The organism is Thioalkalivibrio sp. ALM2T, assembly GCF_000381505.1.
Taxonomy (GTDB): Bacteria; Pseudomonadota; Gammaproteobacteria; order Ectothiorhodospirales; family Ectothiorhodospiraceae; genus Thioalkalivibrio; species Thioalkalivibrio versutus.
In genome coordinates this window covers 48,233-72,375 of sequence record NZ_KB906559.1, presented here as the reverse complement: position 1 = coordinate 72,375, position 24,143 = coordinate 48,233, and the positions used below count along the sequence as shown (strand labels likewise).

Below are 24,143 nucleotides of genomic sequence, written 5' to 3'. Positions count from 1 at the left end.
TGCTTCTTATGCCTGGCTCGCCGAAGGCTGGGTGTGCATCTCCAGCTGATCGAGTGTACCCGTGATCCGCGGCACCAGCTTGAGGGCCTGTTTGTAGCGCTCGCGGATGCAGTAGCGCTCGAATTCGGCGCTCAAAGCCGCCAGTTTCAGCTGCTCGAAGGTGGCGTTGCGCTCGCCTTTTCTTGATCCTTGCCAACGCTCGCCGGCGTTCTCAAGCTCCTTCAGCTGTTTACTGCCGATCGGCCAGCCGGCTCCGGCGGGCTCGAGCGCCCAGCGGCCCCACTGGAGCAGGCGCGGCTCGTCCTGGTCGGTCAGTACCACGTTCATGGGCAGGATATCCCGGCTCGTGAAAGCGAGTGGCATTTGCGCAAGCTTCATTCGCCAGTCTTCCAGCCGTTCCTGCAGGACCGCAAGGGCCTTGTCGGTGGCCGGGTCGATAGCCGCAATCCGTGCCCGGGCCAGCATCATCTCGTCCAGGCGCTGCCAGAGGAGAGAGCGGGAGCGGGTGTAACGCGTGACCAGGGCCTTTGAGGGTGACACCTCCAGCAGCCGGCCACGAAGATCCTGAACGGAACGGGACATGTCGCCCTGGTGGTCCGGCACACCCTCGGGCAGTTCCAACACGTGGCAGGTGAAGCCGCGAATGTCGCTACCCCCCAGCCACCGGGGGGCCGGCAGCCCGTCGGGCGGCTCGGCCAGCAATGTCGCCTCGTGCACAGCCAGGGAGGCCCGGTTGCGTTCATAGAGTTTGATGATCAGGCCCGGACGCTCGGGCACGTCGCAGCGCAGCACGGCGACATTGGGGACGTCAGTTTGCCACCAATGGGTTTTCACTTGTTCCGGGATGCCTTCTCCGCAGGCTTCGGCGAGGACTTCCGGGGCCCACTGAGCCCGCTGCTCGGGTTCCAAGAGGTGCCAGATGGTTTCCTTCTTGCTGTCCCGTTCGGGGATGAAGGCACTGGCGTGGAAGAACAGGGCATCGAGTTTGGGGCGCTGTTCGCGCTGTTTGACCAGGCCCGAGACCATGCTGGTGAGCCGGTTGAACCCCTGGCGGGACAGCAGCAGCGCGATGATCGCCGGGATCAGGCCCGGGGGGTTGCCGTACAGGAAGTCGATCACAAGGTAGGCGAACGCGAGCATGAAGCCTACGCCGCCGGCCACGCCCAGCCAGGCGGTGAGGTTTTCTTCCAACCAGGTGCGCAGACGGGGTCTCATGGCCTGGCCGGCCAGCAGGGCCACGGCGAACAGCACCACGTAGCCACTGATCAGCCAGGCCACGCCGGGATACAGCCAGAACAGGACGCCGATGGCGAGCAGGAGGAAGACCGCTCCCGCCATTACTTCGGCGTGTCGCGTGTAGGCGCGGGCGGCAACTTCGTCCTGGTTTTCGAACAGGACCATCTTGCGGCCGCGGGCGAGGAGAGTCCGGGCGCCACGCTCCGCCCCAAACGCGATAACCCGCTCGGCCAGCAGGTACAGACCGTAGAACGCGACCGTAGCGGCGCTGAGCCAGACGATCAGGGCGTCGCGGTCGATCTGCTCGAAAGCGGGCGGGAAGTAACGGGGAATGCCGTCCGACCCGAGCAGGATGATGACCTTCAGTGGCAGGAAGAAGGCCAGCAGCATGGAGAGCTGCGAGACCAGTGTGGCGAACACGACGCCGCTGGTGGCTCCCGGCACTGCCCAGAAGAACTTGGCGCCCAGGCGGGCGTTCCAGTGAAGGCCGCTCCAGAGTTGGCGGATCATGGATGGGTCACGGGCACCAAGGCAGCGGCCCCAGCCCGTTGCCTTGGTGCGGCTCAGCGTCACCCTCGGCTCCACGCGACAACACGGCTGCAAGCTGGACAGTGCCCTTTGCAAGGCAAGGTCGGCGCGAATTGGAGGGGGTTGGCTGCATTCGGTGCCTGAGAGGCTGGGTCATGATCAGGCGAGCCCGATGTGGACTCGGCCTATTACCTCTTAGGAGCCAGCATGTGGGAGGCCAGCCCTCTGGCCGATGGGGCCTGGCTGACTTCCGATCGCTCAGGGGGCTGAGCTCCTACAGGGTGTGCGTTCATAGATTGAACGCGAATTGGAGCATGATTGGGGTTTGGGCTCAAGGTTTGGCCTCTGGGAGCCCAGCCCTCTGGCCGATGGAGCTCGGCTGGCGCCGGATCGCTCAGGGGGCTGAGCTCCTGCAAGGCCCGGGAGAATCCTGATGTGGGAGGCCAGCCTCTGGCCGATTGGGGCCTGTCCGGCGTCGCATCGGCCAGGGGGCTGGCCTCCCATAGGACCATGCCCTGCCGTCATTTGGGAAACCGCCCCCCAACCACCGTCGTCATCCCGGAAACGGCGAAGCCGCTATCCGGGATCTGCCCGGGGCTGGGAATGCGTTGGTGGTTGCACTGAGTCCGCGCCAGCTTCTGGAGATCCCGGCTCTTCGCTTCGCTGCGGCCGGGATGACGGGGGTGGGTGGTACGGGCGGGAGACGGGGTTTTGGGAAAGCAATGGCCGGGATGACGGCGATATCAACGCGCGGTGGTGGGCCGTGTGGGATGCTAGCCCTCTGGTCGCCTGGACCCATTGCGCGGATGCACAATTTACGGCTGGGCGCTGTGCTCTGTTCGCTGATCGCTTTCCTGGTCCCAGGGGACATCGATCCCCAGACGGACGGTTCGCCCATCGCGGATAACGACTGCGTACTGCCCAAGCCGGCGTTTGCGTTCGAGTGTCTTGGCGACGGCACTTTCCAGCGCGTGCTGGACGGATGCCGTACTGGTCCGGTCGTACCGGTCGTATTCGCGTTCCGTCATGGCGCTGCCTGCTCCTGCATGTGTTGGTAGAGTTCAGGCTCCAGAATACGCCGCTGGCCCCGCTGTTGTGCGAAAACCATTCGCGGGCTGAGCTCAGCATTGTAAAAGCAACGAGTTCGGTCGGCGATTTCCGCGTATTCGTCGAACAGGTTCCGCAGCCCTCGGAAATACCGCCTTTCGATGTCATCATCGGGGATATCGTGCCCGCCATGGGCGACACGCTCCCGAACTCGATCCTGGGCAAACGAAACGCTTGGGAGGGCAAGATAGATCAGCTCTGTTCTCCAGCCATCGAGTTTCATGTCCCGCAGCATCCTCAGATAGCTCCTGCCAGAAAGGGTTGTTTCAAAGGCAAAGCTCTCACGTTTCGCAATCGAGCGGCCCATCTCTCGCAGGAAGAGTCGGGCCGCCGCGACACGTTCCCGCTCCGGGGAGAGCGGAGACAAGCCCGCCGCGATGAGGTCCGCGTTGATGAACTGATGGAACCCAGCCAACGAGGGGAGATATTCGAGTGCAAACGTTGTTTTCCCGGCTCCGTTGGGCCCGGCGATGATCCAGCATACGGGGGCGCTCATGTGACCGCACTCGACGCTGAATCGCATGATGTGGTGGCGTCGGCGGGCAGGTGCTGGAGCTCGCTGCGCAGTTGTTCGATCTCGGTCATCAGGGCTTCATGTTCGGCGCGTTTGCGCTGGAGCAGGCCGTAAGCCAGGCGCGCCTTTTGCTGCAGGCCGCTGGGCGTGAGCTTGTACAGGTAGGCGCTGCGGTTGTCCGAGCGGCGGAAGTTCTGTGCCTTGACCCAGCCCCGGTCCAGCACGGCCTTGAGGGCGTAGTGCGTCTTGCCCACGGACAGGCCCAGCGCCTGCGCGAGCTGGCGCTGGCTCATCTCCGGGTCCTGCTCCAGCAGGCGGAGCATGTCGAGGTAGAGGTCTTCTTGGATCAAGGGCTTGCGATTTCCGGGTTCGGCCGTTGGGCGCGAGATCGCCGGGGTGGTGATACCGAGAAACTCGGCCCGTTCGGTGCATCGTTCACGCACTGAACGCGGATTGGAGCATGTTTGGGGGTTGGGCTCAAGGTTTGGGTGTGTGCGGTGCCGCATCATTGGCGTGGGTGTGGTGATCGGAGCGCCTGTAGGGGGCTGCTGGCAGGCGAACGTTCGCGTGTGTGGCTGGCTTTGGCACGGGCTTCGCCTGCGAGCAGGCTCCTACGGGGTGGCTGATCAGGGCTTTCCTAAACGCGACAATAAGTGCTCAAGGTCCTTCGCCATGATGGGGATATCACGGCAAGCGGTGTTCCACACGATGCGATTATCCACCTTGGCGTATCCGTGGATCAGCATATTGCGCAGGTCCACCGCCGACCGCAATTGCGGTATCTCTCGCGCAAGCGCCGGATCCAGCTTTTCCGTCGGCCCCAGCGCTTCTCCAAGGATTTCCAGCTGCCTTTCCACCGCCGAACGCAGTAAGGCGTTTCTCTGGTATTCGTGCTCGGTTGCATCGGCTATGAACTCGGCAACGCGGTTGGCCGCCTCGTGGGCGTCCCAAATGCACGCGCGAGGATCACGCCGCATGCACCGGCTCCCGGTTTCTTTCGACTTCTGCCTTGACGTAGGGGTTGGCTAGATTCTCACGAGAGACCAAATCGACCGGACGCCCCAGAATACGCATTAAATCACCACGAAACTCCAGAAACGGTCCCAGTGATTTGCCTGTCTCGCTGTCTTCGGAAAACTCGACCAGAAAGTCGACATCGGATCGGGCGGGATCGAAATCAACAGCCCGTGCAGCGGACCCAAAGACCTCCAGGCGTTTTACACCGTAACGTCGACAAACGGCTTTAATCGCTTCTCGATTTTGCTCGACTAGAGGATGCACAGTCCTACTCGTTCGCGGGTATCACACACCAGCATAATGCCTCCATCCAGTGCACAGCGCATCCCATGCTCACACCCACCCTCGTTGGTTCTCCCACGTCCTCAACAGACAATCCCGGACCCGCAACCCCAGCTGATGTCATCCCGGAAACCACACCCCGCCCTCGTCATCCCGGAGACCGCGCCCCGACCCCGTCATCCCGGAAACCGCGCCCCGACCCCGTCATCCCGGAAACCGCGCCCCGACCCCGTCATCCCGGAAACCGCGCAGCGGTTATCCGGGATCTGCCCGGGGCTGGTAATGCGTCGGATCTTGCACTGAGTCCGCGCCAGCTTCTGGAGATCCCGGCTCTTCGCTTCGCTGCGGCCGGGATGACCGGGTATGGGGGACGCTACGGCCGGGATGACGAGGGTGGGTGAGGTATGGGCAGGCTGATGTGGGCGGGGTGCATGTAGGAGACTGCTTGCAGGCGAAGCTCTTGCCTTTGGCGGACTTTGGCAGGGGCTTCGCCGCCAAGGCGGCTCCTACAGGCGCGAGATTCGGCTACACCAGGCGGATGGGGCCCGGGTATTGGGCAATGCGCGTGTCGCTGGTGAGAAGGAGGTAGCCTTCCGATTCGGCCTGGGCAATCAAGATCCGGTCGAACGGATCCTTGTGGATGACCGGCAAGTGGCTCAGGGCCAGGGCATGGGCTCCGTCGATGGGCAGTTCCGTGTAGCCGTGTTCGCGCAACTCCCGGCGCAGGACCGTTGGTTCGACGACGAAGTCACTACGGCCCAACCCACGCTTGATAGCGACTTCCCACAGGCTGGCGGCACTGTAAGCCAGCTGGTGCTCGGGGTTGAGGATCAGCTCGCGCGCCTCGGAAGGCAGCCGTGGGGAATCGGCCGCCGCCCACAGGAGTAAGTGCGTATCAAGAAGAAGATGCATCGTCACCCTCGAACGCGTCGAGGATGGCGTCCTCGCCCATCCGGTCGAAGTCGTCCGGGACGTTCATTTGCCCTTTGAGGAAGCCGATACGATTCGCCGCTGCGGGTACCGGCGCCTCGACACGCGTAAGACGCGCAATCGGCTTGCCGGCCCGGGCGATCACTACCGGTTCCCCGCGGCTGACCCTGTCCAGCAGGCGGGACAGGTGGGTCTTGGCCTCGTGGATGTTAACGGTCTCGTTCATTTGTGTTCCCGCGCCAATATGCAACCTAGTTTAACGGACTAGACTAGATTATTCGACAAAGAACCTCCACATTCCTGTCGAAGCCTGCTCACGGGCGAACGCCCCTGCCGGCGCCCGACTCCGGCAGGAGCTTCGCCGGCAAGCCGGCGTGCTCAGGGGGCTGAACTCCTACAGGTCCTGGAATCCTTGATGTAGCAGGCCAGCCCCTGGCCGATTGGGGCCTGACCATGTGGGAGGCCAGCCCTCTGGCCGATGGTGGCTCGGCTGGCACTGGATCGCTCAGGGGCTGAGCTCCCACAGGTCCGGGAATCCTTGATGCAGGAGGCCAGCCCCTGGCCGATTGGGCCGGTCCCAGCACCGCATCGGCCAGAGGCTGGCCTCCTACAGCCATATGGCGTCCCAGTGGGGGTAGTCGCCCAGGTTGCGCACCAGGCCCGCGCGCAGCGGGTTGGCGGCGATGTAACGGGCGACGCTCTGGAGGTCCTCTTCTCGCCGCAATGCGCGATCGTGGAAACCCCGTTGCCAGATGCGGCAGGAACTGCCGCGCAGGCATCCGATCCGGCGGGTGGTGGAGGCCTTGACCTTCTGCATGACCGTGGAAAGGTCACCGTCGTTTAATTGCAGTAACCAGTGCATGTGGTCAGGCATGATCACAAAGCACAACGTCGAGGCCATGTCCTCCACCTCTCGCAGAGCGTGCACGCAACACCGGGCCTGGGCGAAATCCCCAAACCATGGTTTTCGTTCGGTGCATACGGCCGTCACCAGGTAAATGCGTAGCGGTTACACGGAGCTACGCCTGCCCATCCGATGCGGCGGCGCTTTCCAGTCAGGATGGAACGAGGTGGACACGCAGGCCCGGGACTTTATGAAAGTCTGCATCGCCGGTCACGAATGCACCTTCCGGCTCGGTTACGAGCAGGGAAGCGGCTTGAATGGCGTCGGGTGTACGCAGGCCATGCCGGGCACGGAGCTCGGTTGCCAGATCCAGTACTGGCGTATCCAACGGGATGACCATCAGACCCGGATCGTCCAGGAATCGGTCAATCTGCTCCAGGGCGCCGGCGTTCGAGGCGCGCATGGGGCGCACGCGGCATTCCAGCCGACTCAAGGCGGACACCGCCAGCGCCGGCGGGTTTCCCTCGCCCTGGAGACCCTTGAGCGTGCCCCTGACTGCTTGCCGGGTCGGCTCATCCCCCTCCAGCAGGTAGATGACGGCGCTGGCATCTAGAAAAACCAGCATCAATCGGACCAGGCTTCGCGTTCCGAGTGCAGTTCCTGATCGAGTTCGCCACGACTCCGGGGCGCGTCGACCGGGAGATCCTCTTCCATCAATCGGCTCCACAAGTGGGCCTGGGCGCCCGCCCCCGCGGACAGACGCTGGTAGGCCTCCTCGCTCAAAATGACGTACCGGGGACGATTGCGCTGGATGACGTGCACCGGCCCCTTCTCCAATGCCCGATCGACCGCGCTTATACCGCGACGCTTGATCTCCTGTGCCGAAATAACGTTGTGCATGGGCGCTCCCAGTACTGTTTTCGGTACTTATTATAGCACCCGGTCAACCCGATCTCGTGCTGGCTACGCCACTCAAGGCATGGAGCGTGGCTGCCTTTGGACAGCCTGGCGAACGATCCGCTCGGGGGCAGGATAGAGGCGCTTGGGCGGGGGCACTTTGGCGGGGGCTTCGCGAGCCAGCTCGCTCTCACAGGGTGTTCCGGGTTGTACTTGCGCCCTGGCCCTGGCCCTGGTCGACCCCGCAACCGTGCCCGGCCTCGTCACTCCGAGCTCCGCACTTCCCCGAGTTCCGTCATCCCGGAAAACCGCTCCAACCATCGTCATCCCGGAAACCGCGCAACGGTTATCCGGGATCTCGCACGTTCGGGCGCCCCCGCCGCTGGAGATCCCGGCTCTACGCTTCGCTTCGGCCGGGATGACGGGAGTGGTGGGTGAACTACGGTCGGGATGACGGGAGTGGTGCGTGAACTACGGTCGTCATCCCGGAAGCCGCCCCACCCCACCGTCATCCCGGAAACCGCGCAGCGGTTATCCGGGATCTCCCACGTTCGGGCGCCCCCGCCGCTGGAGATCCCGGCTCTACGCTTCGCTTCGGCCGGGATGACGGGAGTGGTGGGTGAACTACGGTCGTCATTCCGGAAGCCGCCCCACCCCACCGTCATCCCGGAAACCGCGCAGCGGTTATCCGGGATCTCCCACGTTCGGGCGCCCCCGCCGCTGGAGATCCCGGCTCTACGCTTCGCTTCGGCCGGGATGACGGGAGTGGTGGGTGAGCTACGGCCGGGATGACGGGAGTGGTGGGTGAGCTACGGTCGGCATGACGGGCCGGGGCAGCGTACGGCCGGGACGATGTTTAGCGTAGGAGGAACTCCTGTGGCGTGAGAGCAGGCACGGGCGAGGCTGCGAAATCTTTAACGTTGCGCGTGACGATGCAGGAGCAGGCGGCACGTTCAGCGGCAGCTGCCACCACCGCGTCTTCGAAATCCGACCAACCGAGAGAACGCGCCCGTTCAAGCTCGTCGCGCCCCACCGAACACACGTGAAGATTCTTAAGAAGCCACCCTAGTGCCTGTTCGGCGGCGTCGCGGCCGACATACCTCCCCACTAGGTAATAGATGGTGGTGGCCGCATGAGCACTCAGGGCTCCTGGCCCTTCACCGTGAATCGCCTGCTCCAGTACCGCTGCCGATACTCGGTAGTGCGGCTCCCGCTTTTGCAGCACGTCCAGCAGGACATTGAGGTCGAGCATGATCACGAGCGGTGCTTTTCCAGCAGATGGTCGCGGTACGCCTGTTCCGCGTCCAGGTCAGGAGGGAGAAGCCCGGTAATCGCGTCCAACTCTGCACTGGGTGCATGGCGCTCGAGCGCCCGAAGACGGCGCAGGTGACGGTCGATCACTTCGGTCATGGTGATCCCATGCGCTTTGGCATAGGCCTTCGCGAACTCGACGTCCTGCTTAGGCAAGCGGACGGTGACCTTGGTCGTTTCGTGTTCCATGCGACCTGCCTCCCAGGACTGTATGGCAGAGATCAAAGAATTGTACGGCACGATCACCTCCAGACCAAAAACACACGCCGGCACGCGCGATATATTTCGCCCCCCTCGCCATCCCGGGAACCGTACCAACCGACCGTCATGCTGGAAGGCGCCCCACCCCCACCGTCATCCCGGAAACCGCGCAGCGGTTATCCGGGATCTCGCACGTTCGGGCGCCCCCGACGCTGGAGATCCCGGCTCTACGCTTCGCTGCGGCCGGGATGACGGGCATGGTGGGTGCACTTCGACCGGAAGGCCGTATCGAAGGGTCGGCGCAACTAGCCTTTAACTGTAGGAGCCGAGCCCTCTCGGCGATTGGGGCGTTGGTTGCGCCCCGTCGGCCAGAGGCTGGGCTTGGATGTTTCTTCCCGGCTCCTACAGGAACGGGGTGGTTCTGGTCAGTCGTTGTTGAAGAGGTCGCGGGTGTAGATCTTGTCGGCCTGGTCGCGGATGTCTTCGTGGAGGCGGTTGGCGACGATGACGTCGGATACGCGCTTGAACTCGTCCAGGTCTCGGATGACGCGGGAGCGGTAGAAGTCGTCCTCCGGCAGTTCGGGTTCGTAGACGACGACCTCGATGCCCTTGGCCTTGATGCGCTTCATCACGCCTTGGATGGCGGAGGCACGAAAGTTGTCGGAGCCACTCTTCATGACCAAGCGGTAGACGCCGACCACTTTCGGCTGGCGCTTAATGATCGCGTCCGCCACAAAATCCTTGCGCGTGCGGTTGGCGTCGACAATGGCCTTGATGATGTTGTTGGGGACTTCGTCGTAGTTCGCCAGGAGCTGTTTGGTGTCCTTCGGAAGACAGTAGCCGCCAAAGCCGAACGAGGGGTTGTTGTAGTGGCTGCCGATGCGCGGATCCAGGCAGACACCGTCGATAATCTGGCGCGTATCCAGGCCGTTGGCTTCGGCATAACTATCCAGCTCGTTGAAGTAGGCCACACGCATGGCGAGGTAGGTATTGGCGAACAGCTTGATCGCCTCGGCCTCGGTGGAGTTCGTAAACACCATCGGGATGTTGTCGTCCATCGCGCCTTCGGCCAGGAGATTGGCGAAGGTCTCGGCCCGTTCGGACTGTTCGCCCACAATGATCCGGGAGGGGTGCAGGTTGTCGTACAGAGCCCGGCCCTCGCGCAGGAACTCCGGCGAGAACAGGATGTTGTCGGTCTCCAGCTGCGCCTTGGTCTCACGGGTGTAGCCGACCGGCACGGTGGACTTAATGACCATCACCGCATGCGGATTGATCGCCAGCACATCGCGGATGACCGATTCCACGGTGGCGGTGTTGAAGTAATTGGTCTGCGGGTCGTAGTCCGTGGGCGTGGCGATGATCACGAAGTCCGCGTCCGCGTAGGCCTCCTGCTTGTCCAGCGTGGCCTTGAGGTTCAGCGCGCGGTTCTCCAGGAAGTCCTGGATCTCGGCGTCGATGACCGGGGAGTGCCTGCGGTTGATCTGCTCGACCTTCTCCGGCACCACGTCGAGCGCGACGACCTCATGGTGCTGCGCGAGCAAGACGGCGTTGGAGAGCCCGACGTAGCCGGTTCCGGCGACTGCGATTTTCATTCCTGGTTTCCTTCCTGTTGCAATCTGTGTAGCCAAGTTCGTCGGCCGTGCGTCCGAGACCCGCAGGAGCCGCCTTGGCGGCGAAGCCCCTGCCAAAGGTCCGGCCCGGGCAGGGGCTTCGCCTGCGAGCAGGCTCCTACAGGGGCGCTGGCACGTTTGCCCAGCGCCCGAGGATACTGGGGCGCCATGAACAATGATGCGATCAGGGGCACGAAAGGTTAACGCCCGCCTTACCCAGCCACGCGTTCCTGCGGTGGGTGGTTGGCCGGGGCGTACTCGTGTACTACAGCGCGGATAGTGCGGCAGGCCCGCTCGGTGTCCATGTCGCGGTCGGCTTGGTCCAGCTGGTTGAGGGCTGCGTGCAGGTCCTGCGCCGATACGCAGTCCTCGCGTGCGCGCATGATCCGCGGATGGCCTGTGGCCTGGACGTTGTCGCCGATCAGTAGCTCCTCGTAGAGCTTCTCGCCCGGACGCAGGCCGGTGAACACGATCTCCACGCCATCTTCGGGCACGCCGTCTTCCTTCACCTGGCGCCCATGCAGGTGGATCATGCGCCGCGCCAGATCCACGATGCGGACCGGCTCGCCCATGTCGAGCACGTAGACCTCGCCGCCCTCGGCCATGGCGCCGGCCTGGATGACCAGCTCCGCCGCCTCGGGGATGGACATGAAGTAGCGCGTGATCTCCGGATGGGTCACCGTCACCGGGCCGCCATCGCGGATCTGCTGGTGGAATAGCGGCACCACGGAGCCGGACGAACCCAGCACGTTGCCGAAGCGCACCATGCTGAAAATGGTCCCGCGCTGCTCGCGGGCGCGATCCTGCAGGACCATCTCGGCCAGGCGCTTGGTGGCCCCCATCACGTTGGTGGGGCGCACAGCCTTGTCGGTGGAGATCAGGATAAAGCGGTCCACGCCGGCATTGAGCGCCGCCTCCGCGAGCACGGCGGTACCAAAGACATTGTTGCGCACGCCCTCGATCAAGTTGGCCTCGACGATCGGCACATGCTTGTAGGCCGCGGCGTGGTACAGCGTTTGTACGCCGTGTTCCGCCAGCACGGCAGCCACGCGCCGCGCATTGGTGACGGAGCCCAGTACCGCGTGAATGGCTGGGCACCGGTCCAATTGCGCCGCGGTTTCCTGCAACTCGCGTTCGATGCTGTACAACGCAAACTCGTTGCGCTCGAACAGGATCAGCGTCGCCGGTTCGAGACGAATGATGCGCCGACACAATTCCGAACCGATGGAGCCGCCCGCCCCGGTAACCATCACGATGCGGTCGCGCACACTGCAGGTGAGTAGCTCCGGGTCCGGCGGTACGGCATCACGCCCGAGGAGATCGGCGATGTCGACGTCCTCCAGCTGCTCCAAACTCGCATGCCCGGAGACCACCGACTCCATCGACGGGACCGTCTGGACGTACACCGGGAGCGGTTCCAGCTGTTCCAGGATGCGCCGGCGCTGCTGGCGCGTCGCGGATGGGATGGCCAGCAGCACGCGCCCGATTCGGAACCGGTCCACCAGGCGCGCGAGCTGGTCGGGCCGGTGAACCGGGATCCCGTCGATGGAACTGCCCTGCAGGCTCCGATCCTCGTCCACGAAGGCGACCACGCGGAAGCGGCCGCCCGCCTTAAGGCCCGACAGGAGCTGCACCCCGGCCTCGCCCGCCCCGAATACCACCACCGGCTCGGCACCCGAGGCCGCCTCGATGATCGAGCGATACCACGTGCGCACCAGGAACCGGCTGCCGCCAACATAGATAAAGGCCACGATCGCGAAGTTGATCGGCACGGAACGCGGAAAACTGTCCACGCGACCGATCGCAACGGCGGCCCACAAAACAAGAGCGAGGACCGCCACACCGGACCCCACCGCCCAGATCGTGCGGGACCCCATGAAGCGGATTACCGCCCGGTACAAACCCAACTTTGCGAAAACTGGTATGCCCACCAGCACCACCAGAGGGAACAGCCACCAGGTCTCCTGCATGATTGTCGGGAACGGCTCCGCGAGGCGGATGGCGAAGCCCGACCACAGCGCCAACGGCAGCATGACCACATCCGCCAGCACCATCAGCCAGCGCTTTGTCGAGCGCGGCAGCTTGAACAGGCTTTCCAGGCCCTTCCTCAGCATGATCTGCAACACCGCCCCGGCATGTCTCGCCCGACTCTCCCGTCCACAAAAACTACCCGGATTACACTACAGCAAGTGTACGTGCCGGGCGCTGCCGCTCTCCATCGCGGCGTGCGGAGCATAAGCAAGCCGTCATAAAAATGCACTCACGGCCGAGGGTGTTGCCATCATTCCACGCTGGCAAGGGCGTTCGCCTGCGAGCAGGCTCCTACAGGGGCGGTGTTCGTGCACAGGGGTGGCCCGTAGGAGCCGCCTTGGCGGCGAAGCCCCTGCCAGGGCTGATTCAACCACTCATTCCAGCCAGATGGCATCCCACAGCGGATAATCACCCAGGTTGTGAACCAGTCCCGCTCTTAGCGGGTTGGCGACCACATAGCGGGCGACTGCCGGGAGATCCTCTTCCCGGCGCAATGCGCGATCGTGGAAGCCCTTCTGCCAGATGTGGCATCGCGTGCCCTCGAGGCGTCCAATGCGGCGGGTGGTGTTTGCCTTGACCTTTTGTACCGCCACCGGAAGTTCGCCGTGGTCCAGTTGCAACAGCCAGTGCAGGTGGTCCGGCATGACCACGAAGCATAAAGTCGTGACGAGATCGTCAACCTCTCGCAAAGACTGTACACAGCAACGGGCCCGGGCAAAATCTGCGAACCATCGCCGCCGGCGCGCACACACCGTTGTGACGAGGTAGATGCGCCCCGGCTCGCTGAACCGGCCGCTTCGCAGGCGATGCCCTCGTGCCTTCCGTGGCATGGGACCTCCTTCGCTATCCCGTTTCGTGTTCGAGGATATCAGGCGCTGGTGGCAACGTTGAGGCTGGCAGGGGCTTCGCCGCCAAGGCGGCTCCTACAGGGGCAGCCCCGTGCACGAACACCCCCGGTAGGAGCCTGCTTGCAGGCGAACGCCCCTGCCCGGGACCGGCTCTGGCGGGGGCTTCGCCGCCGAGGCGGCTCCTACAGGGGCGGGGTTCATCAGGCTAGGAGTTCGGCGAGGTCGTCGGGGCCGAGGATGGGGATGTCGAGGGATTCAGCCTTGGTGACCTTGGAGCCCGGGTCGGCGCCGGCGATGACGGCTGTGGTCTTTTTGGAGACGGAGCCGGTGATCTTGGCGCCGCGGGCCTCGAGTTCGGCCTTGGCTTCTTCGCGGGTCATGGCGTCGAAGCTGCCGGTGAGGACGTAGGTGCGTCCCGCCAGCGGGGCGTCGTCGCCGGTTTCCGCGGCCTCTCGCCGGGGCGGATCCGGCCAGTGCACGCCGGCCTCGCGCAGGGCGCGGATGACGTCGAGGTTGTGTGGTTCGGCGAAGAAGTTGGCGATGTGCTCGGCGACGATGGGGCCGACATCGGGGACTTCCTGCAGGGCCTCGGCATCGGCCTGCATCAGCGTGTCGAGGTCGCCGTAGTATTCGGCCAGGTTGCGGGCAGTCACCTCCCCCACCTCGCGGATGCCCAGGGCGAAGATGAAGCGCGCCAGCGTGGTCTCGCGCGCCTGTTCCAGGGCGTTGACCAGGTTCTCGGCGAGCTTGGGCCCGACCCGTTCCAGCGCCTCCAGGCGCTCGGCGTCCAGCGCGAAGAGGTCGGCCGGGCTTTGCACGATGCCGCCGTCGGCCAGTTGCTCGATGATCTTCTCGCCGAAGCCCTCGATATCCATCGCGCGGCGCGAGACGAAGTGCTTGAGGGCCTCGCGCCGCTGCGCCGGGCATACCAGCCCGCCGGTGCAGCGGGCCACGACCTCGCCCTCGGTGCGCTCGATATGCGAGTCGCACTCGGGGCAGGCCGCGGGCATCTCGATGGCGCGCGTGTCCGCGGGGCGCTCGCCCCCGGCACGGCCGACCACCTCGGGGATCACGTCGCCGGCGCGGCGCACGATCACGCGATCGCCGATGCGCACGTCCTTGCGCGCGATCTCGTCCATGTTGTGCAGCGTGGCATTGCTGACCATCACGCCCCCGACCAGCACCGGCTCCAGGCGCGCCACCGGGGTGAGCGCGCCGGTGCGGCCGACGCGGAACTCGACATTGCGCAGGGTGGTGGTGCGCTCCTCCGCCGGGAACTTGTGCGCTATGGCCCAGCGCGGTGCGCGCGACACGAAGCCCAGCTGCTGCTGATCGGCCAGGGCATCCACCTTGTAGACGATGCCGTCGATCTCGTAGTCCAGCCCCGCGCGGCGGGCGGCCAGGCGCTCGTAGTAGTCGAGGCAGGCCTCGACGCCCTCCAGCACCTCGCGCTCCGGGCAGGCCGGGAAGCCCAGGCGCTGCAGCCAGTCCAGCGTGCCGGACTGGGTGTCCGGCAGGGTCCCGCCTTCGACGAAGCCCACCGAGTAGGCAAAGAAGCTGAGTGGGCGGCGCGCGGTCACCTTCGAGTCCAGCTGGCGCAGGCTGCCGGCAGCGGCATTGCGCGGGTTCATGAAGCCACGCAGGCCTTCGGCCTCCAGCCCGGCGTTCAGGCGCTCGAAATCGGCGCGGCGCATGAAGACCTCGCCACGCACCTCCAGCACCCGCGGGGCATCGTCGGTGAAGCGGTCGCCCAAATGCAGCGGGATCGGACGCACGGTGCGCACGTTCGCGGTCACGTCCTCGCCGGTCTCGCCGTCGCCGCGAGTGGCGGCCTGTACCAGGCGCCCGTCCTCGTAGATCAGGCTGATGGCCAGGCCGTCCAGCTTGGGCTCGGCCATGTAGGTGACGGCGCCCTCGCCGCGCGCCGGGTCACCAGTCTGTTTCGCCAGGCGTTCGCGCACGCGACGGTCGAAGTCGCGGATCGCGTCCGCCTCGAAGCCGTTGGCCAGCGACAGCATGGGCAGGCGATGCCGAACCGTGGCAAAGCCCTCGGCCGGGGTGGCGCCCACGCGCTGGGTCGGCGAATCGGGGGTGACAAGCTCCGGGTGGTCCACCTCCAGTTGCTCCAGCTCGCGCATCAGGGCATCGAACTCGGCGTCCGATACCTCGGGGTCGTCGAGCACGTAGTAGCGGTAGTTGTGATGCTCGATCTGGCGACGCAGCGCGTCGATGCGCGCCTTCGGAGAATCCGTCGAGCCAGCCTGCGAGGCAGGCGAACCCGAACGGCTCACCGCGTACTCTGCCGGCGCAGCACGTCGGGGCGGTGACGGCGCAGCCAGTCGCTCAGGTCCTCGCGCATGTAGGCCAGCGTCTGATTGGTCGCGGTGGACTGCTGGGCATCCAGAATGCTGCCACCGAGATCGCGCGCCAGTACGTGGGCATGCTCCAGCAGCGCCTCGAAGGCACGCTGCGGCTCGGCGCTGCGATGCACCTGGGTAAACAGCGTGACGCCCGGCGTCATCATGTCCGCCAGGTCTTCCTCGCGCAGGGTGCCGGGCGGGACCATGTTGGCGGCCGAGAACAGCGGCACGCGGGCATCCGTCTCCGGCTCATGAAAATGGTAGATATCCATCTCGCCCGGGGTCATGCCGGCGCGCTGCATCGCCGCACCCAGGGCGACGCCGGTAAACGGCTTGTTGCGCGGCGCGACCACATGCAGCACCAGGATCTTCTCCTCCGCCGGGTGGCGGTCGGCCCTCGGATTACGCCCCACCACGCGCGGCTCGGACACGTATTCACCCAGCGTCTCCATATCCGGCGCCGGTTGCTCGATCAGATCCGGGTTCATCTCGTGGTCCGGATCCAGATGCGCACCTAGCGTGTCATCGGCGCGCGTTGGCTTGAGCTTGCCCGGACGCAGGCGATCCATACCGGAGCGCAGACGTGCACCCAGCCCCCCGAACGCCTCGCGGGCCCGCTCGACCGGGGCGCTGCCCGAACCCTTGCGCCGGGCACGGGCCGGGCGATCCTCGGGCGACGGTTCGAACGCCCCGTGCGGCGGGGGCGGCGTGGGCTCGTCGTCGCTGTCCAGCACGCCGTAGATGTCCTGGGCGCGCTCGCCCCGCCGGCCGTAGTCGGGTTCCAGGACCGGCTCGTCGTCGTTGGCGGTCACGCCGAGGTGCGGCTCGTGGCGCTCCTCGCGCGCCGCACCGGGGATACGCGGCTCGTCGAACGCGGGTTCGCGCGCGCCGCCGGTGCGGACGCTGCGGCCGGTATCCAGCGGATCGCCCCAACCGGCCTCCGGTTCAGCGGAGTCCCCGGGGTCGGCCGGCTCGTACCAGCGCTTGTCGCCCGCCTCGTCACTGGCACGGATATGTACGGCCTCGTCGCCCCAGTCCGCGGCATCGTCGTCCATATCGCGCTGCTGCGCCCGCGCGCGCAGACGATGGGCGGCCCAGATCCCCGCGATCAGGACAATCCCCAAAATGACCAGGCTGATACGCATCCAATCCACAAAAAACCTCGTTGATCCCGGTACCGACGGTCAGGCCTCGGCCAGTTCCACAGCCTCGTCGATATCCACGCTAACCAGGCGCGACACGCCTGGCTCGTGCATGGTAACGCCGATCAGCTGTTCCGCCATGGCCATCGTTGCCTTGTTGTGAGTGATGAAGATGAACTGGATCTGCTCCGACATCTCGCGCAGCAGGTCACAGAACCGCCCAACGTTGGCCTCGTCCAGCGGTGCGTCCACCTCGTCCAGCATGCAGAAGGGCGCCGGATTTAGCTCGAAGATCGCGAACACCAGCGCCGAAGCCGTGAGCGCCTTCTCACCGCCGGACATCAAATGGATGGTCGACAGGCGCTTGCCGGGCGGGCGCGCCATGATGGTGACGCCGGTATCCAGGAGATCATCGCCGGTCATCTCCAGGCGCGCCTCGCCGCCGCCGAACAGGCGCTGGAACTTGTGTCCGAGCCCGGCATTCACCTGATCGAAGGTCTGCTTGAACAGGGCACGGGTCTCGCGATCGATGCGGTGCATCGCCTGTTCCAGGGTTTCCAGCGCCTCGATCAGGTCGGCGTGCTGCTCCTCCAGGTAGCGCGAGCGCTCTTCCAGGCTGCGCGCCTCGTCGATCGCCGCCAGGTTGATCGGCCCGAGCTTCTCGATCTTGCGATCCAGTTCACCGATTGCCTGTTCCCAGGCCGGGACGGTCGCGTCCTCCGGTAGTTCGGGTGCGAGGGCCTCCGCGGCAAAGCCGGATTCCTGGAACTGGGCCTTGAGCTGTTCGATCTGCACCGAGCGTTCGCGCAGGTCCAGGCGCAGCTCCTCGCAGGTGGAACGCTGCGCCTCGACCCGGTTGCCCAGTTCGGTGCTGGTGCTCGCCAGCTCGCGCAGCCGCGCGTCGCAGGCCTCCAGGTCCGCCCGCGCCTGGGTCAGGCGGACCTCGGCGGCCTGGCGCTGTTCTGCAGCAGTTTGCAGGTCCGCGCGCCATTGCTCCAGCGGGCCCTGACGGTCGCTGAGCCCCTGCGCCAGACGCTCGCGGCGCTGTGCGTCGTCCTCGCGCTGGCGCTCCAGGCGCCCGCGTTCGTTCTGTTCGCGTTCCAGGCGATGGCGCGCCTCCTGTTCGGCCATGCGCGCCTGGTTGGCCGCGTCGCGCGCCGCGCGCACCGCGTCGCGGGCTCCGGTCTGGGCCGTGCGCGCGGCCTCGAGCCGTGCCTCCAGATCGGCGCGGTCGGCCTCCAGGGTCTCGATGCGGGTCAGCGCCTCGTTGCGCTCGGCCTCCGCGGCGGCGAACTGCTCGCGAGCACGGGCGGCCTCCTCGTCCAACTCGCCCGCCTCGCGGTCGATGCGTTCCTGCTGCTGTTCCAGCTGCCGCGCCTGGTCGCGCAGGCGCTGCACACGGCGCTCGCGGTCGTCGATCTGCGCCTTCTGTTCGCGGATCTGCCCGTCCAGTGCCTCGCGCCGTGCGCGGGTGGCCGCGATGGTCTCGTTACGCTCTTCCAGCCCGGCCTGCAGCCGGCTCACCTGGGTGTTCAGTTCCTCCTGGCGTTCCTGCAGCTCACGCGCGAGGCGGACCCGCGCCACCGCGCCGCTGGCGCCACCCTCCAGCGTGCGATGGGCGACCCAACCCGGCCCCAGCCAGGTGCCATCCGGGGTGATGACGCTCTCGCCCGGCCCCAGCGTGGGCACCCGCGCCCGCGCCGCGTCGGCGTCCTCCGCGCAATGCACCAAGGCGAGCCAGGCGGTGACGACCGGGGAGCCCTGCACCTGCCCGGCCAGACGCCCCGTCGGCACCTGCGGCGTGTGCGACAGGCCCGTGCCGACCAGGCGCAGCATCGCCTCGGGGAGATCCGACGCGGTCTCCGGTAGATCGGTGACGGCGGCCTCCAGCCAGCTGCCCAGCACCATCTCCACCGCGGTATCCCAGCCCTCGGCCACCTCCAACTGCTGCACCAGCGGGCGCGACAGGTCCAGCCCGTGCTCGCGCGCCCAGGCCTCGCGGCGGGCGCGGGTCTCCTGCGGGTCGTCCTCGCCGGCGAAGTGCTCCAGTCCCGCCAGGCGCCCGGCGACCTCGCGCGCCTCGCGTTCGGTGGCATGCAGGGTGTCCTGCTCCTCGCGCTGGGCCTGTTCGAGATCGGCCAGCGCGGCCTGCTGCTGGTCGCGTTCGCCCTGCAGCCCCTGCAAGCGCTCGCGCAGTCCGGTGAGTTCCGCGTCCAGGCGATCCGCCTCGGTGCCCGGGTGGGTCTGCGGCAGCGCCGCGCGTTCGGCCTCCACACGTTCCCGGCGCTGGGCGACGCGCTTGAGCAGATGCTCGGCATTGTCCATGCGCGAGCGCGCGAGCTGGGCGTTCTGGCGCGGCTCGGCGAGCGAGCGCTCCCATTCGGTGAGCGCCTCGCGGGCGGTCTGGTATTCGGTTTCGGCACCTTCGGCGGCGGCCTCCAGGCGTTCGCGCTCGGCCTCGGCGGTCGTGGCGGCCTCCTGGCGCTGCGTGCTCTCCTGTTCCGCCTGGGCAATGCGCGCCTCCACCGCCTGGTGTTCGCTGGCAGCGGCCTCGATGCGGCTTTCCAGCTGGCGCAGTTCGGCCTGTTCGCGCGCCAGTTCGTCCTCGGCATGGCGGATGGACTGCTCCAGGCGCGAGACCTCGGCGGCGCGGTCGTAATAGGCGCTTTGCGCCTGGGTGGTGGCCGCCTCCAGCTCGACCCGCTCTTGGCGTGCCTGCTCGGTGCCGGTCTGCGCCTTTTGGGCCTCGGCCTGGCTCGCAGCCAACGCCGTCTCGGCGTCGTTCAGGCGGGCGCGGCTGGCCTCCGTCTCCTGCTCCTGGGCCTGCAGGCGCAGCAGGATGGCCTCGGCGCGCTTGCGCCGGCGCTCGGCCGCCAGCGCCTGGTAGCGCTCGGCGGTGGCGGCCTGGCGGTTGAGGCGCTCGGCCTGCTTGGACACCTCGTCGCGGACGTCGTCCAGGCGTTCGAGATTCTCGCGGGTATGACGCACGCGGTTCTCGGTCTCGCGCCGGCGCTCCTTGTACTTGGAGATGCCGGCCGCCTCTTCCAGATAGACGCGCAGCTCTTCGGGGCGCGCCTCGATCAGCCGCGCAATCATGCCCTGCTCGATGATCGCGTAGCTGCGCGGGCCCAGACCGGTGCCAAGGAACAGGTCGACCACGTCGCGCTTGCGCGCGCGCTGGCCATTCAGGAAGTACTTGGACTGGCCGTCGCGGGTCAGCGCGCGCTTGACCGCGATCTCGCCGTAGCCGCTGTACTCGCCGCCCAGGCGGCCGTCGGAGTTGTCGAAGACCAGCTCGATGGAGGCCTGGCCGACCGGCTTGCGGGTGGACGAGCCGTTGAAGATCACGTCCTCGCTGGAATCCCCACGCAGGTGTTTGGCGGAAGACTCGCCCATTACCCAGCGCACCGCATCGATGGTGTTGGACTTGCCACAGCCGTTCGGCCCGACCACGCCCACCCGGTTGCCCGGGAGGACGAGGGTGGTCGGGTCCACGAACGACTTGAAGCCGGCCAGTTTGATTCGGGCGAGTCGCACGTTCGGCGCTATCCGCGGTCAGGAAACTCGGGGTTAGAATGGTACACGCTAAAAACTGTAACGTGACCCTATCCCGCCAACACTCGCGCTGCGCGATCCCCAAGCCTGTAGGAGCCTGCTTGCAGGCGAAGCTCCTGCCCACGCCTGATCGTAGCGAGGGTTCGCCTGCAAGCAGGCTCCTACAGGGCCGGGGTTGAGCAGTCGATCCATTTTCAGCACGAGAACCCGAACCATGCCCAGCCAGCCGAGCAAGACCCTGGAAACCTTCGACAACCCGGCCCCGGAGAACGATTTCGCGATCTATATCCGCGTCCCGGAGTTCACCTGCCTGTGCCCCGCCACCGGGCAGCCGGACTTCGCCGAGATCCATATCCAGTACGTTGCCGACGGCAAGTGCGTGGAGCTGAAGTCGCTGAAGAACTACATGTGGTCCTACCGCGATGAGGGCGCATTCCACGAGGCGGTCACCAACCGCATCCTGGCGGATCTGGTGGCGGCGACCAACCCGCGCTACATGCGCCTGACCTCGTATTTCAACGTACGTGGCGGGGTCTACACCACCGTGGTCGCCGAGCACCGCAAGCCCGGCTGGACCCCGCCGGAGCCGGTGCAACTGCCAGCGCCGACCCGCAGCCCGCTGGACATGAACGGCTGACCGAACGCGCGATGCACGCCATCGGCATCGACCTTGGCACCTCCGGCATCCGGCTCGCCTTGCTGGATCCGGAAGGTACGCGCATTCACACCGCACACCGGGCCCTACCCGCGTCCGTCGGGGGTGACGAACAGCGGGCGGAACAGAACCCCGCGCTGTGGTGGGCCATCGTGCGCGAGCTGCTGCGTGAAGCGGCCTCGCACCTGCACGGCGAGCCCGCCGCCATCGCGGTGGACGGCACCTCGGCCACCCTGCTGCGCCTGGATGCCGACGGACGCCCGACCCATCCGGCGTTGATGTACAACGATGCCCGGGCCACCGACATGCTGTCGGTGCTGGCCGGGGTCGCGCCGGCGGACTCCGCCGTGCACAGCCCCAGCTCGTCGGCGGCCAAACTGTTGTGGCTGCGTCGCCACGAGGGGCTCTCCGGCGTGCGCCGCGTCCTGCACCAGGCCGACTGGGTTACCGGGCGCCTGCGCGGGCGCTTCGACCGCATGGACGAGAACAACGCGCTCAAGCTCGGCTACGACGCGCTGTGGGGCGGCTGGCCGAACTGGCTGCAGGAGACCCTGGGCAGTGACGCATCGCTACTGCCGGAGGTGGTCCCGGCCGGCACCGTGCTGGGCCCGCTGGACCCGGAAATGGCGGAATCGCTGCATCTGAACCCGGCCTGCCGGGTGGTCGCCGGCACCACCGACAGCATCGCCGGGTTCCTCGCCTCCGGTGTGGACGACGACACCACCGGCGTGACCAGCCTGGGCTCGACGCTGGTGATCAAGCAACTGGCCCCGGAACCGATCTACGCCCCGGAACTCGGGATCTACAGCCACCGGCTGCTGGGGCGCTGGCTGGTGGGCGGGGCCTCCAACAGCGGCGGCGCGGTGCTGCGCCAGCACTTCGATGATGCGGCTCTGGAGCGGCTGAGTGCCGCGATCGACCCCGAGACCGACAGCGGGCTCGACTATCTCCCCCTGCCCCGCCGCGGCGAACGCTTCCCGCTCAACGACCCCGAGCTGCAACCCCGCCTCACCCCCCGACCCGAGGACGACGCGCGTTTCCTACAGGGACTGTTCGAGGGGATTGCCCGAGTGGAGCGCGACGGCTATGAGCGCCTGTCCGCGCTGGGCGCCCCGCGCGTTGAGCGTGTCGTGTCCCTGGGTGGCGGCGCCCAGAACCCCGTCTGGACGCGCATCCGCAGCCGGATCCTGGGATTGCCGGTGACCACGGCCGAGGACGACGATGCCGCCAGCGGCGCCGCGCGGCTCGCGCGCATCGGCGTGGGGCTGGAGCCGGGTTTCACGGGTTAACCGGCCAGGCCGAGAGGCTCGGCAATCGTCCGCTTTGGCCGGGGCTTCGCCTGCAAGCCGACCGCGATGCCGGGTGGGGGCCACCATTTCCATGAGGGGGATCTTGTGGGAACGGCCTTGTCGGCGAAGCCCCTGCCCGCGCCTTGTTCTGGCTAACAGCGCCGTAGGATGCGACGAGCGCAGCGAATCGCATTAATCACCGGGGGGGGGGCTGAGCAATGATGCGATTCGCTGCGCTCATCGCATCCTACGCTTGTTGTACGAGTCCGGCTTTGCCGTGGGCTTCGCGGCCAAGGCCGTTCCCACGAAACCCGTCCCACGATGTGCACTGCTATGACGCCGAGGGTGCGGATCGGTGCTACATTCGGGGGAGGCACCCAACAACAAGGGGATACGACATGCACTGGACGCGAATTCTCGGCATTGCACTGCTGGTGGGCGGCATCATCCTGCTGGTGATGGGCTATAACGCCACGGAAAGCCTGGGCGAGGAACTGCACCAGGAGTTCATGGGGCGCTATACGGACGACACGCGCATGTACCTGATCGCCGGCGGGATCATGTCCGTCGTGGGCCTCGTACTCGCGATCTTTGGGGTGCGCCGCTAAGGGCACATCCGTGCCCGCCGGCACCCTCCGCCTGACGCCGCTGCTCGCCTTCCTCGCGCCGTTTCGCGGGCTCGCGCGCGTATTCGAGCCGGGCCTGCGCGGTCTGGTGATCGGCCCGTTGATCATCAACATCCTGGTCGTGATCGGGCTTGCGACGGCCGCCGGGCTCGGCTTCGAGGCCCTTCTCGCGGCCTGGCTGCCCGGCGGCTGGGACTGGCTCGCCTGGCTACTGTGGCCCCTTTTCGCACTGGCACTGCTGGTGGCCTTTGGGGTCACCGCCGTCGCACTGGCGGCGATCATCGCCAGCCCATTCTCCGGACCACTGGCCTACCGCACCGCGCGTGGGCTGGGCCACGAGCCCCGCCAGCCGGCGCGCTCCTTTCTCGGCGAGATGGGACATGCCACAGGGACCGCATTGCGCAAAACCGGCTACTACGCCCTGCTGTTCATACCGGTCCTGCTGATCATCGTCATTCCGGGCCTAAACCTGCTCGCCGCCCTCGCCTGGTTCATCTTCGGCAGTTGGGTGCTGGCCGTGGAATTCATGGAGGCGCCACTGGCCAACGACGGCCTGACCTTCTCCGAAGTCCGGCAGACGCTGCGCGCCCACCGCCTGCAAGCCCTGAGCTTCGGCGCCGGCACCACGCTGCTGGCCATGGTGCCCGTGGTGAACCTGCTCCTGGTACCAGCCGCCGTGATCGGCGCGACCCACCTGCGCGTGCGCCTGCCCCAGCATTCACTCGCTCGCGAACGCCGGGACAGCGCCTGAGGTCCCGTCTAACCACAGCGCACACAGAGTGCACGGAGAAGATCAAAAGCCTTCAACAGGAAGAATCGACGAAGGGAAGAACGCGATGTGGGGTCGCCTGGATGGTGACATGAAATGCCAATCCAACCCTCTGGCCTGACGACCCAAGAACGCCACGTAGGATGCCTTGAGCACAGCGAAACGCATCAATCCAACAACACGGAGGCTCTGGGCCGCGACTCAGTCATCCCGGCCGCAAGCACCCCCTCGTCATCCCGGCCGCAGCGGAGCGGAGAGCCGGGATCTCCGGGGCTCGCCCCGGACGCGATGCCAGCCCGAGGAGATCCCGGATAACGGCTTCGCCGTTTCCGGGATGACATGAGGTGTTGGCGCGGTTCCGGGGTGACATTGGTGGGGGAAGGTGACGAGC

General features: G+C 66.4%; 23 protein-coding genes. 4 read left to right on the top strand and 19 right to left on the bottom strand.

Going from position 1 to position 24,143, the window contains the following annotated elements:
- Positions 1-6: 6 nt before the first annotated feature.
- The 19 genes from F816_RS0106350 to smc all read right to left on the bottom strand — a co-directional run bounded on the left by F816_RS0106350 (position 7) and on the right by smc (position 20,395).
- On the bottom strand, positions 7-1,746 hold the full coding sequence (locus F816_RS0106350) for a hypothetical protein (RefSeq protein ID WP_019594006.1): 1,740 nt from the start codon (positions 1,744-1,746) through the stop codon (positions 7-9).
- 833 nt (positions 1,747-2,579) lie between these two features.
- Complete coding sequence (locus tag F816_RS0106345; RefSeq protein WP_019594005.1) at positions 2,580-2,792, bottom strand: hypothetical protein; 213 nt, start codon at positions 2,790-2,792, stop codon at positions 2,580-2,582.
- On the bottom strand, positions 2,789-3,367 hold the full coding sequence (locus F816_RS0106340; protein ID WP_019594004.1) for a hypothetical protein: 579 nt from the start codon (positions 3,365-3,367) through the stop codon (positions 2,789-2,791). Before F816_RS0106340 ends, F816_RS0106345 begins: the two co-directional genes overlap by 4 nt.
- Positions 3,364-3,735: a MarR family EPS-associated transcriptional regulator gene (locus tag F816_RS14035; protein ID WP_051080086.1), complete on the bottom strand. Its 372-nt coding sequence runs from the start codon at positions 3,733-3,735 to the stop codon at positions 3,364-3,366. Before F816_RS14035 ends, F816_RS0106340 begins: the two co-directional genes overlap by 4 nt.
- Before the next feature lie 276 nt (positions 3,736-4,011).
- A complete protein-coding gene (locus tag F816_RS0106330; RefSeq protein WP_019594002.1) occupies positions 4,012-4,362 on the bottom strand; it encodes a DUF86 domain-containing protein in 351 nt (116 codons plus the stop codon).
- Positions 4,352-4,666, bottom strand: a complete 315-nt coding sequence (locus F816_RS14445) for a nucleotidyltransferase family protein (RefSeq protein WP_081622666.1) — start codon at positions 4,664-4,666, stop codon at positions 4,352-4,354. The genes F816_RS0106330 and F816_RS14445 overlap by 11 nt, the downstream gene beginning before the upstream one ends.
- Positions 4,667-5,209: 543 nt before the next feature.
- Positions 5,210-5,596 (bottom strand): type II toxin-antitoxin system VapC family toxin, encoded by a 387-nt coding sequence (locus F816_RS0106325; protein ID WP_019594001.1) that lies wholly within the window; start codon positions 5,594-5,596, stop codon positions 5,210-5,212.
- Complete coding sequence (locus F816_RS0106320; RefSeq protein ID WP_019594000.1) at positions 5,580-5,840, bottom strand: type II toxin-antitoxin system Phd/YefM family antitoxin; 261 nt, start codon at positions 5,838-5,840, stop codon at positions 5,580-5,582. Before F816_RS0106320 ends, F816_RS0106325 begins: the two co-directional genes overlap by 17 nt.
- A 381-nt stretch (positions 5,841-6,221) precedes the next feature.
- Positions 6,222-6,614, bottom strand: a complete 393-nt coding sequence (locus tag F816_RS14030; RefSeq protein WP_081622665.1) for a transposase — start codon at positions 6,612-6,614, stop codon at positions 6,222-6,224.
- A 55-nt stretch (positions 6,615-6,669) separates the two neighbouring features.
- On the bottom strand, positions 6,670-7,083 hold the full coding sequence (locus F816_RS0106310) for a type II toxin-antitoxin system VapC family toxin (protein ID WP_019593998.1): 414 nt from the start codon (positions 7,081-7,083) through the stop codon (positions 6,670-6,672).
- Positions 7,083-7,358 (bottom strand): type II toxin-antitoxin system Phd/YefM family antitoxin, encoded by a 276-nt coding sequence (locus tag F816_RS0106305; protein WP_019593997.1) that lies wholly within the window; start codon positions 7,356-7,358, stop codon positions 7,083-7,085. Before F816_RS0106305 ends, F816_RS0106310 begins: the two co-directional genes overlap by 1 nt.
- Positions 7,359-8,211: 853 nt before the next feature.
- Complete coding sequence (locus F816_RS0106300) at positions 8,212-8,613, bottom strand: PIN domain-containing protein (protein WP_019593996.1); 402 nt, start codon at positions 8,611-8,613, stop codon at positions 8,212-8,214.
- Complete coding sequence (locus tag F816_RS0106295; RefSeq protein WP_018950448.1) at positions 8,610-8,855, bottom strand: DUF6364 family protein; 246 nt, start codon at positions 8,853-8,855, stop codon at positions 8,610-8,612. The genes F816_RS0106300 and F816_RS0106295 overlap by 4 nt, the downstream gene beginning before the upstream one ends.
- Positions 8,856-9,292: 437 nt before the next feature.
- Entirely contained in the window at positions 9,293-10,459 is a 1,167-nt protein-coding gene (locus tag F816_RS0106290) for a nucleotide sugar dehydrogenase (protein ID WP_019593995.1), read from the bottom strand.
- Between the two features lie 230 nt (positions 10,460-10,689).
- On the bottom strand, positions 10,690-12,591 hold the full coding sequence (locus F816_RS0106285) for a nucleoside-diphosphate sugar epimerase/dehydratase (protein ID WP_026333157.1): 1,902 nt from the start codon (positions 12,589-12,591) through the stop codon (positions 10,690-10,692).
- Between the two features lie 291 nt (positions 12,592-12,882).
- The gene (locus tag F816_RS0106280) at positions 12,883-13,338 is read right to left on the bottom strand and encodes a transposase (RefSeq protein ID WP_026333156.1); all 456 of its coding nucleotides are present in this window, start codon (positions 13,336-13,338) and stop codon (positions 12,883-12,885) included.
- Between the two features lie 218 nt (positions 13,339-13,556).
- Positions 13,557-15,647, bottom strand: a complete 2,091-nt coding sequence (gene ligA, locus F816_RS0106275; RefSeq protein ID WP_019593992.1) for an NAD-dependent DNA ligase LigA — start codon at positions 15,645-15,647, stop codon at positions 13,557-13,559.
- Positions 15,644-16,861 carry a cell division protein ZipA C-terminal FtsZ-binding domain-containing protein gene (locus F816_RS0106270; protein ID WP_019593991.1) on the bottom strand — a complete coding sequence of 406 codons (1,218 nt, stop codon included), beginning with the start codon at positions 16,859-16,861 and terminating at the stop codon, positions 15,644-15,646. Before F816_RS0106270 ends, ligA begins: the two co-directional genes overlap by 4 nt.
- A 39-nt stretch (positions 16,862-16,900) precedes the next feature.
- The gene (gene smc / locus F816_RS0106265) at positions 16,901-20,395 is read right to left on the bottom strand and encodes a chromosome segregation protein SMC (protein ID WP_019593990.1); all 3,495 of its coding nucleotides are present in this window, start codon (positions 20,393-20,395) and stop codon (positions 16,901-16,903) included.
- Positions 20,396-20,627: 232 nt separating this feature from the next.
- On the opposite strand from smc, the gene queF reads away from it, so the two are divergent.
- The 4 genes from queF to cysZ all read left to right on the top strand — a co-directional run bounded on the left by queF (position 20,628) and on the right by cysZ (position 23,734).
- Positions 20,628-21,050 carry a preQ(1) synthase gene (queF, locus tag F816_RS0106260; protein ID WP_019593989.1) on the top strand — a complete coding sequence of 141 codons (423 nt, stop codon included), beginning with the start codon at positions 20,628-20,630 and terminating at the stop codon, positions 21,048-21,050.
- 11 nt (positions 21,051-21,061) lie between these two features.
- A complete protein-coding gene (locus F816_RS0106255) occupies positions 21,062-22,357 on the top strand; it encodes an FGGY-family carbohydrate kinase (protein WP_019593988.1) in 1,296 nt (431 codons plus the stop codon).
- Positions 22,358-22,755: 398 nt separating this feature from the next.
- Entirely contained in the window at positions 22,756-22,965 is a 210-nt protein-coding gene (locus F816_RS0106250) for a DUF3185 family protein (RefSeq protein ID WP_018145959.1), read from the top strand.
- A gap of 10 nt (positions 22,966-22,975) precedes the next feature.
- Positions 22,976-23,734, top strand: a complete 759-nt coding sequence (cysZ, locus tag F816_RS0106245) for a sulfate transporter CysZ (RefSeq protein WP_019593987.1) — start codon at positions 22,976-22,978, stop codon at positions 23,732-23,734.
- Positions 23,735-24,143: the final 409 nt, after the last annotated feature.

Excerpts from the sequence above, each read along its gene's own strand:
- F816_RS0106270 (WP_019593991.1), bottom strand. The coding sequence starts at position 16,861 with ATGCGTATCAGCCTGGTCATTTTGGGGATTGTCCTGATCGCGGGGATC.
- F816_RS0106340 (WP_019594004.1), bottom strand. The coding sequence starts at position 3,367 with ATGAGCGCCCCCGTATGCTGGATCATCGCCGGGCCCAACGGAGCCGGG.
- F816_RS0106310 (WP_019593998.1), bottom strand. The coding sequence starts at position 7,083 with ATGCTGGTTTTTCTAGATGCCAGCGCCGTCATCTACCTGCTGGAGGGG.
- F816_RS0106290 (WP_019593995.1), bottom strand. The coding sequence starts at position 10,459 with ATGAAAATCGCAGTCGCCGGAACCGGCTACGTCGGGCTCTCCAACGCC.
- F816_RS0106325 (WP_019594001.1), bottom strand. The coding sequence starts at position 5,596 with ATGCATCTTCTTCTTGATACGCACTTACTCCTGTGGGCGGCGGCCGAT.
- F816_RS0106280 (WP_026333156.1), bottom strand. The coding sequence starts at position 13,338 with ATGCCACGGAAGGCACGAGGGCATCGCCTGCGAAGCGGCCGGTTCAGC.
- F816_RS0106295 (WP_018950448.1), bottom strand. The coding sequence starts at position 8,855 with ATGGAACACGAAACGACCAAGGTCACCGTCCGCTTGCCTAAGCAGGAC.
- F816_RS0106285 (WP_026333157.1), bottom strand. The coding sequence starts at position 12,591 with ATGCTGAGGAAGGGCCTGGAAAGCCTGTTCAAGCTGCCGCGCTCGACA.
- F816_RS0106305 (WP_019593997.1), bottom strand. The coding sequence starts at position 7,358 with ATGCACAACGTTATTTCGGCACAGGAGATCAAGCGTCGCGGTATAAGC.
- queF (WP_019593989.1), top strand. The coding sequence starts at position 20,628 with ATGCCCAGCCAGCCGAGCAAGACCCTGGAAACCTTCGACAACCCGGCC.
- F816_RS0106255 (WP_019593988.1), top strand. The coding sequence starts at position 21,062 with ATGCACGCCATCGGCATCGACCTTGGCACCTCCGGCATCCGGCTCGCC.
- F816_RS0106250 (WP_018145959.1), top strand. The coding sequence starts at position 22,756 with ATGCACTGGACGCGAATTCTCGGCATTGCACTGCTGGTGGGCGGCATC.
- F816_RS0106320 (WP_019594000.1), bottom strand. The coding sequence starts at position 5,840 with ATGAACGAGACCGTTAACATCCACGAGGCCAAGACCCACCTGTCCCGC.
- F816_RS0106330 (WP_019594002.1), bottom strand. The coding sequence starts at position 4,362 with ATGCGGCGTGATCCTCGCGCGTGCATTTGGGACGCCCACGAGGCGGCC.
- F816_RS0106345 (WP_019594005.1), bottom strand. The coding sequence starts at position 2,792 with ATGACGGAACGCGAATACGACCGGTACGACCGGACCAGTACGGCATCC.
- F816_RS0106350 (WP_019594006.1), bottom strand. The coding sequence starts at position 1,746 with ATGATCCGCCAACTCTGGAGCGGCCTTCACTGGAACGCCCGCCTGGGC.